General features: G+C 71.2%; 11 protein-coding genes and 1 pseudogene. 2 read left to right on the top strand and 10 right to left on the bottom strand.

The annotated features are described in order from the left end of the window. Positions 1 to 1,155: PTS transporter subunit EIIC (locus tag OU415_RS36620; protein WP_270954304.1), on the top strand; the 1,155-nt coding region annotated here is incomplete at its 5' end. 46 nt (positions 1,156 to 1,201) lie between these two features. Further along, the gene (locus OU415_RS36625) at positions 1,202 to 1,474 is read left to right on the top strand and encodes an HPr family phosphocarrier protein (RefSeq protein WP_270954305.1); all 273 of its coding nucleotides are present in this window, start codon (positions 1,202 to 1,204) and stop codon (positions 1,472 to 1,474) included. A 163-nt stretch (positions 1,475 to 1,637) separates the two neighbouring features. On the opposite strand, the pseudogene OU415_RS36630 reads toward OU415_RS36625, so the two are convergent. From OU415_RS36630 to OU415_RS36675, 10 genes and pseudogenes are all read right to left on the bottom strand, one after another. Further along, a pseudogene (locus OU415_RS36630) lies at positions 1,638 to 2,466 on the bottom strand (shikimate dehydrogenase). Further along, positions 2,456 to 3,658: an endolytic transglycosylase MltG gene (gene mltG / locus OU415_RS36635; protein WP_270954306.1), complete on the bottom strand. Its 1,203-nt coding sequence runs from the start codon at positions 3,656 to 3,658 to the stop codon at positions 2,456 to 2,458. The pseudogene OU415_RS36630 and the gene mltG overlap by 11 nt, the downstream one beginning before the upstream one ends. After that, positions 3,655 to 4,125, bottom strand: a complete 471-nt coding sequence (gene ruvX / locus OU415_RS36640; RefSeq protein WP_270954307.1) for a Holliday junction resolvase RuvX — start codon at positions 4,123 to 4,125, stop codon at positions 3,655 to 3,657. The genes mltG and ruvX overlap by 4 nt, the downstream gene beginning before the upstream one ends. Continuing rightward, positions 4,122 to 6,794: an alanine--tRNA ligase gene (gene alaS / locus OU415_RS36645; RefSeq protein WP_270954308.1), complete on the bottom strand. Its 2,673-nt coding sequence runs from the start codon at positions 6,792 to 6,794 to the stop codon at positions 4,122 to 4,124. The genes ruvX and alaS overlap by 4 nt, the downstream gene beginning before the upstream one ends. 72 nt (positions 6,795 to 6,866) lie before the next feature. Next, the gene (locus OU415_RS36650) at positions 6,867 to 7,169 is read right to left on the bottom strand and encodes a hypothetical protein (RefSeq protein WP_270954309.1); all 303 of its coding nucleotides are present in this window, start codon (positions 7,167 to 7,169) and stop codon (positions 6,867 to 6,869) included. Continuing rightward, positions 7,166 to 7,573, bottom strand: coding sequence for a DUF948 domain-containing protein (locus tag OU415_RS36655; RefSeq protein WP_270954310.1), 408 nt, complete (start codon positions 7,571 to 7,573; stop codon positions 7,166 to 7,168). The genes OU415_RS36650 and OU415_RS36655 overlap by 4 nt, the downstream gene beginning before the upstream one ends. Positions 7,574 to 7,735: 162 nt before the next feature. Further along, complete coding sequence (locus OU415_RS36660) at positions 7,736 to 8,878, bottom strand: RNA polymerase sigma factor (protein ID WP_270954315.1); 1,143 nt, start codon at positions 8,876 to 8,878, stop codon at positions 7,736 to 7,738. A gap of 8 nt (positions 8,879 to 8,886) precedes the next feature. After that, the gene (locus OU415_RS36665) at positions 8,887 to 9,294 is read right to left on the bottom strand and encodes a YciI family protein (RefSeq protein WP_270954311.1); all 408 of its coding nucleotides are present in this window, start codon (positions 9,292 to 9,294) and stop codon (positions 8,887 to 8,889) included. A 102-nt stretch (positions 9,295 to 9,396) separates the two neighbouring features. Beyond that, positions 9,397 to 10,359, bottom strand: a complete 963-nt coding sequence (locus tag OU415_RS36670) for a 2-hydroxyacid dehydrogenase (RefSeq protein WP_270954313.1) — start codon at positions 10,357 to 10,359, stop codon at positions 9,397 to 9,399. Between the two features lie 119 nt (positions 10,360 to 10,478). Continuing rightward, entirely contained in the window at positions 10,479 to 11,831 is a 1,353-nt protein-coding gene (locus tag OU415_RS36675; protein WP_270954314.1) for a replication-associated recombination protein A, read from the bottom strand. Positions 11,832 to 11,900 lie beyond the last annotated feature (69 nt).

The following is an 11,900-nucleotide window of genomic DNA, read 5'->3' on the forward strand; positions in this document are numbered from 1 at the left end:
GTGCTGCTGCGGTTCGGCCAGGACGACCTGCTCGGCGCCGAAGGTCTCGGTGGCAAGGTGCACTGGCTGCTCCCCGTCGCCGACGTGGTCGGTGCCGCGGGCGGCGTGCTGTTCGACAACCTGCCGATCCTGTTCGCGATCGGTGTCGCGATCGGTTTCGCGAAGAAGGCCGACGGGTCCACCGCGCTGTCCGCCGCCGTCGGGTACCTGGTGCTGTCCGGCGTGATGTGGAAGATCACCGGCACCGAAGCGGACAAGGTGTACAACAAGGGCCCCTACGGCGTGCTCGGCGGCATCATCGCCGGTCTCGTGGCGGCCTGGCTGTGGCAGCGGTACCACCGCATCAAGCTGCCCGCCTACCTGGGCTTCTTCGGCGGCCGCCGGTTCGTGCCGATCGTCACCGCGGTCAGCATGCTGGTCATCGGCGTCGTCATGGGCCTGCTCTACCCGATCTTCGACGCCGGTCTGACGGCCTTCAGCAACGCGGTCACCCAGAACGCGGTGATCGGCGGCGGCATCTACGGCGTGGTCAACCGGTTGCTGCTGCCGTTCGGCCTGCACCACATCCCGAACAACGTGGTCTGGTTCCTCTTCGGCGACTACCACGGCGAGAAGGGCGACATCTCCCGCTTCTTCGCCGGTGACCCCACCGCGGGCACCTTCATGACCGGCTTCTTCCCGATCTTCATGTTCGCCCTGCCCGCCGCCGCGCTGGCCATCTGGCAGTGCGCCAAGCCCTCGCAGCGCAAGATCGTCGGCGGCGTGATGCTTTCGACCGCGCTGACCGCGTTCCTCACCGGCATCACCGAGCCGCTGGAGTTCTCGTTCATCTTCGTGGCCTGGCCGCTGCTGCTGGTCCACGCGCTGCTCACCGGTAGCGCGCACGCGCTGGTCAACTTCCTGGACATCCACAGCGGGTTCGGCTTCTCCGCGGGCGCCATCGACTACGTGCTCAACTTCGGCATCTCGAAGAACTCGCTGTGGTTGATCCCGATCGGGCTCGGCTACGCGGTCATCTACTACTTCGTGTTCCGGTTCGTGATCACGAAGTGGAACCTGCGCACGCCGGGTCGTGAGGAGGACGACAACGACACGGCCGACAACGGCGCGGATAATTCCGGTGAGAAGGCCAAGTCGGGCCCCGACCAGACCTGATCCCGGCACGCCCCTTCCCCGAAACCCCCGACGAACGGAGAGCTCAATGTTCGAGCGACGGGTCACCGTGGCCAGCAAGGTGGGTCTGCACGCCAGGCCCGCGGCCCTGGTGGCGAAGGCCGCCTCGGCGCAGCCGGTGAAGATCACCATCCGCAAGGACGGCACCGAGCCGGTCGAGGCGGGCAGCATCCTCGGCCTGATGACGCTGGGTGCGGCCTTCGGCGACGAGGTGGTCCTGGAAGCAGCCGGCGACGGCGCCGAAGCAGCCCTGGACCACGTTGCCCAGCTGGTCGCCACCGACCTGGACAACGCCAACTGATCCCAGCCCCCTGACGACGAACGGCTCCTCCGCACACCCGCGGAGGAGCCGTTCTCGTTCCGTCCCGAGCCGCAGTTTCAATTGAAACTGCGATCCGCCGTGCCTGGGATCCGCAGTTTCAATTGAAACTGTGGTTCTGTACCAGGCCCGGACTACTGATCGATCAGAGCGGGAGGGGGATCTCGTTGCCGGTGGCGTTGGCCAGGGCGTCGCGCATGACCTTGCGGGGGGCCGAGCGGCCGGTGAACTGCTCAACCTGGCCGAACGCCTGGTGCAGGAGCATGTCCAGGCCCGTCGCCACGCGGCCGCCGGCCGCGGTGACCGCTGCGGCCAGCGGCGTCGGCCACGGGTGGTAGACGACGTCGAGCACGCACGTCGCCGTCGCCAGCTCCGCCACGCGCTCTCCGAGCGCTCCCGCGGGCAGCGTCGACACCACGACGTCCGCCGCTGCCGCGGCGTCCGCGAGCGCTACGCGGTCCAGCCGCTCCACGCTCGCCGCGATCCCCACGCGCTCGCGCGGGCTCGCGCACCGCGATCGTCGCTTCGCGGATCCCGAGCTCCGCGAAGCCCGCCAGGGTCGCGGCGGCGGTGCCGCCCGCTCCCAGCACCAGCCCGCGGTGCCCGGTGTAGAAACCACCGGCCGCTCGCAGCGCTCCGACGACTCCGTCGACGTCGGTGCAGTCCGCGGCCCAGCTGCCGTCGGCCCGGTGCACCAGCGTGTTCGCCGCGCCGACCGCCTCGGCCCGCGAGCTGACCACGTCGGCGACGCGCAGTGCCGCGCGCTTGCCCGGCATCGTCACCGACAGCCCGGCCCACTCCGCGCCGAGACCGGGGACGAACTCGACCAGCTGCTGCTCGTCGGCCTCGATCCGCTCGTAGGTCCAGCCGGTCAAGCCCAGCGCGGTGTAAGCGGCGCCGTGCAGGACCGGGGACAGCGAGTGCTCGATCGGTGAACCGAGCACCGCTGCCCGCCGCTGCTCGTCAGAAGGCACCGCGAGCCCGCGCTTCGTCGATGTAGGCGTTGTGCTGCTCGAAGGTGTCGGCGAAGCAGGACGTGCCGTCCGGGTAGCACTTCACGAAGTACCGCCAGTTGCCCGGCGCCGGCTTCTCGGCGGCCTCCAGCGCTTCCCGGCTGGCCGTCGAGATCGGCGTCGGCGGCAGCCCGAAGTTCTGGTACGTGTTGTACGGCCCCGGCCTTTCCCGGTCCTTCGGGTCGGTCAGCAGGCTCGGCTTGTCCAGCGGGTAGTTGATCGTGGAGTCCATGCCGAGGCGCATGGCCGGCTGGCTGAGCCGGTTCTCGATCACCCGCGCGACCTGCCCGAAGTCCTTGGTGATCGCCTCGCTCTGCACGATCGAGGCGATGGTGAGGAGCTCGTACGGGGTGCGGCCGGTGCCCTCGGCCCGCTGCGGCAGGCCCGCGACCTCCAGCGCCGCCGCGGAGCGGGTGACCACGTCGCGCAGCACGTTCTCCGCGGTCTCGCCCGGCTTGACGTCGTAGACGCCGGGCATGATCAGCCCTTCCAGCCGCCGGTTCGGCTCCGCCCTGGACGCGCCGTCGATCGCCCAGTCCGGCACGCCCAGCGACTTCAGGTCGGCGGTCGCAGCGATGCGGTGCATCTCCTCGGAGGTGGCGCACGCGGGGTTCTCACCGGCGCAGGTCGCCTCGGCGAGCCGGGTCAGGATGCCCGGGGTGTGCCCGCCGTCGGGGGCGAGCTGGTCCTCCAGCCGCATGCCGCCGCGGATGTCGACCCGGCCGACCTTCGCCTTGGGCGACAGGATGTGCGTCACCGCCGCGTCGCCGGACATCTGGTTGCGCATCAGGTAGTAACCGGGCTGGATGCTGTTGATCTGCCGGTTCTCCTCGGCGGCCTTGGTGAAGGCCTTGGTGCTGGCCACCACGCCCTGCTGGGACAGGGTGCGGCCGATGGCGCTGACGGTGTCGCCGGGCTTGACCTCGACGACCACGTCCCCGGTGCCTTCACCGGGGAAGTCCTCGTAGGCACCGATCTGCATGATCTGGCTGGCTCCGTAGAGCACTCCGACGCCCACCAGCACCAGCACGAACAGCCCCGCCAGCGCGGTCACCAGGCGACGCCGCTTGCGGCGGCGGAAGCGCTCCGGGTCCGGCGCGCGGCGGCGCCGCTCGTCGGGCTCGTCGGCGAACAGTCCGAGATCGTCGGTCACGAAAGGTCCTCTCGCGTCTTCCCCCGACTGTCCAAGAACGCCTGCAAGATCTCCACGGCCGCAGCCTGGTCCACCACGGCGCGCTGCTTCTTCCCCTTCACGCCGCGCTGCGAAAGGATCCGGCTCGCGGTGACGGTCGTCAACCGCTCGTCGGAGAAGCGCACCGGCACAGGTGCAATGCGCTCCGCGAGCGCCGTCCCGTAGGACTGCGCGATCTCCGCGGCGGTGCCGTGGCGGCCGGCCAGCGTCTTCGGCAGGCCCACCACGACTTCCACCACGTCGTGCTCGGTGACGAGCTCGGCCAGCTGCGACAGGTCGCTACCGCCCGCCTCGTCCCGCTTCAGCGTGATCAGCGGCGTGGCCAGCATCGGAGCGGGGTCGCTGAGCGCGACGCCCACCCGGACCGAGCCGACGTCGACGCCGAGCCGACGCCCCGGACCGGGGTCCGCCTGCTGGTGCTCGCTCACCCGCCAGCCACCACCTGGTCGACGGCCTTGCGCAGGGCGTCGATCGCGGCGGTGATGCCGGCCGGGTTCGTGCCGCCGCCCTGGGCCATGTCCGGCTTGCCGCCGCCGCGCCCGCCGACCTCGGCGGCGAAGCCCGGCACCAGCTTGCCGGCGGCCAGGCCCTGGTCGCGGGCCGCGTCGTTGACGCCGACCACGAAGCTGACCTTCTCCGACTCGGCGGAGAACAGCGCGACCACCGACGGGCGGGAGCCGAGCCGACCGCGGATCTCACCGGCCAGCGCGCGCAGCGCACCGCCGTCCACGCCGTCCGGCACCTGCTCGGCGACCACGGTCACGCCGTGCACGTCGGTGCCCTTCTCGGCGAGCTGGCCCGCGGACTGCAGGACCTGCGCGACGCGCAGCTGCTGGATCTCCTTCTCCGCGGACTTCAGCCGGGACACGACGCCGCTGATGCGCTCCGGCAGCTCTTCAGCGGGCACCTTGAACTGCTCGGCCAGCTGGCTGACCAGCAGGTGCTCCTTGCTGATGTGCCGCATCGCGTCCATGCCGACCAGCGCTTCGACGCGGTGCACGCCCGAACCCACCGAGGAGTCCGCGACCAGCTTGACCACGCCGAGGCGGCCGATGCGCGGCACGTGGGTGCCACCGCACAGCTCGCGGGAGTAGTCGCCCATGTCCACGACCCGGACCTGGTCGCCGTACTTCTCGCCGAACAGCGCGACCGCACCGAGCTCCATGGCCCGGTCCATCGTCGTGTTGTAGGTCTGGACCTCGACGTCGCCCTGCAGGTAGTCGTTGACCTCTTCCTCGACACCGGCGAGCACGCCGGCCGAGACCGCCGCGGGGGCGGTGAAGTCGAAGCGCATCCGGCCCGGCGAGTTCAGCGAACCGGCCTGCGCCGCGCGCTTGCCGTAGGCGCTGCGCACCGCCGCGTGCACCAGGTGCGTCGCGGAGTGGGAGCGCTCGATCGCGTGGCGGCGGGCCTGGTCGACCGCGGCCTCCAGCGTGGTGTCCACGCCCAGCTCGCCCTCGACGACCTTGGCGCGGTGCACGAACAGGCCCGGCACCGAGCGCTGCACGTCGTGGACCTCGACGGCCACGCCGGGACCGACCAGCCGACCGGTGTCGGCGATCTGGCCACCGCCCTCGGCGTAGAACGGGGTGCGGTCCAGCACCAGCTCGACCTCGGTGCCCGCGGGCGCGGACTTGGCGGGCTGGCCGTCCACCAGCAGGCCCAGCACCCGGCTGTGCGACTGCAGGTCGGTGTAGCCGATGAACTCGGTGGTGCCGTGCTCGTCCAGCAGCGTGCGGTAGGTCGACAGGTCGCCGTGGCCGGTCTTGCGGGCCTTGGCGTCCTCCTTGGCCCGGCGGCGCTGCTCGGACATCAGCTCCCGGAAGCCCTGCTCGTCGACGCTGAGCCCCTGCTCGGAGGCCATCTCCAGGGTCAGGTCGATCGGGAAGCCGTAGGTGTCGTGCAGCTGGAAGGCCTTGTCGCCGGACAGCTGGCCGCCACCGGCCTTCTTGGTCTCGGCCACCGCCACGTCGAAGATCTTCGACCCGGCGGTCAGCGTGGCCAGGAAGGCCTCTTCCTCGTTGCGCATCACCGAGTCGATGCGGTCGAACTCGGTGACCAGCTCGGGGTAGCTCGGCGCCATCGCGTCGCGCACGACCTTGCTGAACTCGCTCAGCACCGGCTGCTGCACGCCCAGCAGGCGGGTGGAGCGGATGATCCGGCGCAGCAGCCGGCGCAGCACGTAGCCGCGGGCCTCGTTGCCGGGGGTCACGCCGTCGCCGACCAGCATCACGCCGGAGCGGGCGTGGTCGGCGATGACGCGGAACCGCACGTCGTCCTCGGGGTTGTCGCCGTAGCGGCGACCGGAGAGCTCCTCGGCCTTGGCGATGACCGGGCGGACCAGGTCGGTCTCGTAGACGTTCTCCACGCCCTGCAGCAGGCAGGCCACCCGCTCGACGCCCATGCCGGTGTCGATGTTCTTGCTGGGCAGGCTGCCGATCGGCTCGTGCCCCAGCTTCGGCGAGAGCTCACCCCTGATGTCCTGCATGAACACCAGGTTCCAGATCTCGATGTAGCGGTCCTCGTCGGCGACCGGACCGCCCTCGCGGCCGTACTTCGGGCCGCGGTCGTAGTAGATCTCCGAGCACGGACCGCCGGGACCGGGCACGCCCATGTCCCAGTAGTTGTCCTTGCCGTCGCGGGCCTGGATCCGCTCGGCCGGGACGCCGACGACGTCCTGCCACAGCTGCCGGGCCTCGTCGTCCTTCTCGTAGACGGTGACCCACAGGCGCTCCGGGTCGAAGCCGTAGCCGCCGTCTTCCTGGGACTTGGTCAACAGCTCCCAGGCGAACTGCATGGCGCCTTCTTTGAAGTAATCGCCGAAGGAGAAGTTGCCGGCCATCTGGAAGAACGTGTTGTGCCGGGTGGTCTTGCCGACCTCGTCGATGTCACCGGTGCGCACGCACTTCTGGATGCTGGTCGCACGCGAGTAGGGCGCCGGGGCCTCGCCCAGGAAGTAGGGCTTGAACTGGACCATGCCGGCGTTGACGAACAGCAGCGTCGGGTCGTCCAGGATCAGCGACGCGCTGGGCACCACGGTGTGGCCGTGACGGCGGAAGTGCTCGGTGAACCGGCTGTAGATCTCGTGGGTCTGCACGGTGGGTTCCTCGGGAGGTTCAGGTGTCGGATGGCGCGGTGGCGGCGAGCGGCTGGCGGCGTTGCGCCGACGTCAGCGGCCCGCCCGGCGAGCTCGCCGAGCACCGGCCGCGTCCGGGGCCGGGGCCGCGTCGATCCGCCGGAACTGCACCGTGTCGGCGTTGTGCACGACGTCCTGCAACTCCTCTTCCCGCTCCTGCATCCCGGCGCGCACCTCGGCGCCGAACGAACCGACCGCACCGGCCAGTTCGCGAACCGCACCGCCCAGCTGCTCGGCCATGCCGCTCGGCGTCGCCTTGCGCGCGGTCTCGGTGAACTTGCGCATCGCCACGGCTCCGGCCGCGACGCCGGCGCCGAACCAGAAGAGGCGGCTCACTTGCGCCCTCCCTTGCCCTTGCGGCGGGTGTGCCGGCCGACGGGCTCCTGCTTGCGCTTGCGACGTGCCTTCAGGGCCTTGCTGACCCCGTAGGAGAACGCCGCCGTCTTCACCAACGGACCACCCAGTGTAGCCGTGAACAGCGAGGACAACGCCGAGATGTTGCCGCTGATCGTCTTGGCGTTGGCGGTGATGCCGTCGACCCGCTCCAGTTGCGTGTTGACGTGAGTGATCGTCGAATTCGCGCCGGTGAACAGCGGGTCGGAATTCTCGTGCGCCTTGCGGATCGCGGTGGTCGCCTCGTCCAAAGTCCGGCCGAGCTTGATCAGCGGGATCGCCAGCAGCACGACCAGCAGCACGAACGCTCCGGCGGCGATCAGCGCGGCGATCTGCGTGGGCGTCACGTGCCCTCCCGTATTTCCACGTCATGTCGGCAGACCAGGGCGTTGCCGCCCGGCCTGTTGATCGCCGCTCAGGTTACCGGCCCCGTTCGCGCACCTCCGCACCCGGTCGCGGCCACTTCCGCTCGTGTGAGTGGCGGTGGTGGTGGGAGCGACCATCGCCGCTCACGCGAGCCCGGTGTTGATCCGAGCGGCCTGGCGCGTCAGGTAATCGCGCTCGGCGAGATTGGACGCCTTCTGCGCGGCTTCGACGTAAAGTCGGGCCGCTGTCGCCAGGTCCCCGTCGCGCTCGTGGAGGTACGCCGCCACCGCTGCGCGGCGGGGCAGCGAGTCGTCCAGCTCCGCCAGCGCCGCGAGCCCGGCGCGCGGTCCGTCGGCCTCGCCGACGGCGACCGCGCGGTTGAGCCGGACCACCGGGCTGCCGGTCAGGCGCACGAGCTCGTCGTACCACTCGACGATCTGCACCCAATCGGTCTCCTCGGCCGTGGGCGCGTCCGCGTGGAGCGCTGCGATGGCGGCCTGGGCCTGGAACTCGCCCAGCTGGTCGCGGGCGAGGGCCGCCTGCAGGATCTCGATGCCCTCGGCGATCGACTTGGTGTCCCACCTGCGGCGGTCCTGCTCGGCGAGCGGCACCAGGCTGCCGTCGGACGCGGTCCGGGAGGCACGTCTGGCGTGGTGGAGCAGCATGAGCGCGAGCAGCCCGGCCACCTCCGGGTGGTCGATCGCGGCCGCGAGCTGCCGGGTGAGCCGGATGGCCTCGGCGGCGAGATCGACGTCTCCCGAGTAGCCCTCGTTGAACACCAGGTAGAGGACGCGCAGCACGGTGGCGACGTCGCCGGGCTGGTCGAACCGCACGCCGGACACCGTGCGCTTCGCCCGGCTGATCCGCTGCGCCATGGTCGCCTCGGGCACGAGGTAGGCCTGCGCGATCTGGCGGGTGGTCAGCCCGCCGACGGCGCGCAGCGTGAGCGCGACCGCGGACGACGACGTCAGCGCCGGGTGGGCGCACAGGAAGTAGAGCTGGAGCGTGTCGTCCACCCCGGGCGCCGGCTCCGGTGCCGGTTCCTCGTCGACGCGGTCCTCGCGACGGCGGCGCGCGGCGTCGGCCCTGGTCGCGTCGAGGAACCGGTTCCAGGCGACGGTGACCAGCCAGCCCTTCGGATCCCGCGGCGGATCGTCCGGCCAGACCCGGACCGCCTCGACCAGCGCGTCCTGCACGGCGTCCTCGGCCGCCGCGAAGTCGGCTCCGCGGCGGACGAGGATCCCGAGCACGCTCGGCGTGAGGCTCCTGAGCAGCGCCTCGTCCATCCGAGCGGTCACTCCGCGATGGTCGGCGGCGTGGTCAGGAACGGGCGCAGCTCGAGCCACTCGTGGATCGGCTTCCCGTCCTTCCCGGGGGCCGCGGACAGCTCCCCGGCCAGTTCGAGCGCACGCTCGTAGCTGTCGACGTCGATCACCATCCAGCCCGCGATGAGGTCCTTGGTCTCGGCGAACGGGCCGTCGGTGATCGGCGGGCGCCCCTCGCCGCCGTACTGGACGAACGTGCCTTCCGGAGCGAGCGCCTGGGCGTCGACGAACTCACCGGTCTCCTGGAGCCGGTCCGCGAAGTCCTGCATGAACTTCACGTGCGCCGAGATCTCCTCCGGCGTCCACTGGTCCATCGGCACGTCGTTGACCGGGTTCGGAGCGCCGCGGTAGTGCTTCAGCAGCAGGTACTTGGCCATGGTGTCTCCTCGGTGCGGGTGCGACCCATTCTGGCCGCATTCACCACCGGGGACGGAGCACATCGACGCTTCTCGACATCCGCGCCCGAGATTTTTCAGAACTCACCTCACCGGGGTGATCGGCTCGTCTCCGGTGAGGACCGCGGCGACGTTGCGGGCGGCGAGCTCGGCCATGGCCGTTCGGGTCTCGACGGTGGCCGAGCCCAGGTGCGGGACGACCACCGCGTTGTCCAGCTCCAGCAGCCCCGGCTCGACCTCCGGTTCGCGTTCGAAGACGTCCAGGCCGGCACCGGCGATCTCGCCCTCGCGCAACGCCTCGGCCAGCGCCTTCTCGTCGATCACCGGGCCGCGGCTGGTGTTGATCAGGAACGCGGTCGGCTTCATCGCCGCCAGCGCCGCCTCGTCGATGAGGTGCCGGGTCTGCTCGGTGAGCGGGCAGTGCAGGGACACCACGTCAGCGGTCCGCAGCAGTTCGTCCATCGGCAGGTGGCGGGCGTCGAGCTCGGCCTCCACCTCGGCGCTGGCGCGGCGGCGACCGGTGTAGGCGATGTTCATCCCGAAGGCGCGGGCCCGCCGGGCGACGGCCTGACCGATGCCGCCGAGTCCGACGATGCCGAGCGTCTTGCCCTGCAGACCGGTGCCGAGCATGAACCCGAGGTGGAAGGTCCAGGGCTCGCGGGCCCGCAGCAGCCGCTCGCCCTCCCCCAGGCGTCGGGTGACCATCAGCAGCAGCCCGAACGCGAGGTCGGCGGTGGCGTCGGCGAGCACGCCGGGGGTGTTGGTCACGGTGACACCGCGGTCGGTCACGGCGGGCACGTCGATGTTGTCGTAGCCGACGGCGACGTTGGCCACCACCTGCAGCTGATCGCCCGCAGCGGCCACCAGCTCGGCGTCGACCCGGTCGTGCAGCATCGTCACGACCGCGTGCGCGCCCCGCACGGCCTCGCGCAGCTCGGGGGCCGAGAGCGGCCGGTCCTGCGAGCACACCTGCACGTCGCCGACCTCGCGCAGCAGCTCCACCGCCGACTCCGGCACCGTCCGGGTGACCACGATCCGCTTGTCCACCAACGACCTCCTCACGACGATTCCGCTCGGAACCTACCCGTCCGGGGCCCGCTGATCGACCAGCCCGCGTTCGTGCGCACTTCGGGGCGCCGGAGCACCCCGAACCGCTCACGAACCGGTCAGCGGCCGCGGATGATGTCGCGCAGCTTGGGCACCCGGTCGCCGAGCGTGCGCTCCGCGCCCCGGCCGGTCGGCTGGTAGTAGTCGCGCCCCACCAGTTCGTCCGGCGGGTACTGCTGGGCCAGCACGCCTTCCGGCCGGTCGTGCGGGTACTGGTAGCCCTGCGCGTTGCCGAGCTTCTGCGCCCCGGAGTAGTGCCCGTCGCGCAGGTGCGGCGGCACCGGACCGCCCTTGCCCGCGCGCACGTCGCTGCTCGCCGCGGTGATGGCCGTGGTCACCGCGTTCGACTTCGGCGCGGTGGCCAGGTGGATCGTGGCCTGGGCCAGCACCAGCCGACCCTCGGGCATGCCGATCAGCTGCACCGCCTGCGCCGCCGCGACGGCGGTCTGCAGCGCGGTCGGATCGGCCATCCCGATGTCCTCGCTGGCGTGCACCACCAGCCGCCGCGCGATGAACCGCGGGTCCTCGCCCGCCTCGATCATCCGGGCCAGGTAGTGCAGCGCAGCGTCCACATCGGACCCGCGGATGGACTTGATGAACGCGCTGGCGACGTCGTAGTGCTGGTCGCCGCCCTTGTCGTAGAGCACGGCGGCGCGGTTCACCGTGGCCTCGACGGTGGCCAGGTCGATGACCTCGGCACCGGTCGAGCTCGCCGACTCCGCCGCGGCCTCCAGCGCGGTCAGCGCCCGCCGCGCGTCACCACCGGCCAACGAGACCAGGTGCGCCTCGGCGTCGTCGTCCAACCGCAGCGCGCCGCCCAGTCCGCGTTCCTCGGTGACTGCGCGGCGCAGCAGGTTGCGGATGTCGTCGTCCTCGAGGCTGCGCAGCTGCAGCACCAACGACCGCGAGAGCAGCGGGGCGACGACCGAGAAGTACGGGTTCTCCGTGGTGGCCGCGACGAGCAGCACGGTGCGGTCCTCGACGGCGCCGAGCAGCGCGTCCTGCTGCGTCTTGGAGAAACGGTGCACCTCGTCGATGAACAGCACGGTCGATTCGCCGGAACGGCCGAGGCGGCGCCGGGCCTCCTCGATGACCGCCCGCACCTCCTTGACCCCGGACGACAGCGCCGACAACGCGGCGAACCGGCGTCCGGTGGCCAGGGACACGAGGTTGGCCAAGGTGGTCTTGCCGGTGCCGGGCGGGCCGTAGAGCAGCACCGACGCAGGCGCGGCGCCCTCGACCAACCGTCGCAGCGGCGCCCCGGCGCCGAGCAGGTGCTGCTGACCGACGACCTCGTCGAGCGAACGAGGCCGCATCCGCACCGCCAGAGGCGCGTTGTCGGCCAACCGCTCACCGGCACGCTGCTCGGTCTCAGCCCCGAACAAACCCTCGTCGAACAGCCCCTCGCTCACACCCCGACGCTACCGGTCACCCCCGACCGGCCTCGTGGGGTGGACGGGGTCGTGGGGGGGGGGGGGGGG

The organism is Saccharopolyspora oryzae (assembly GCF_027853915.1).
Lineage (GTDB): Bacteria > Actinomycetota > Actinomycetes > Mycobacteriales > Pseudonocardiaceae > Saccharopolyspora > Saccharopolyspora oryzae.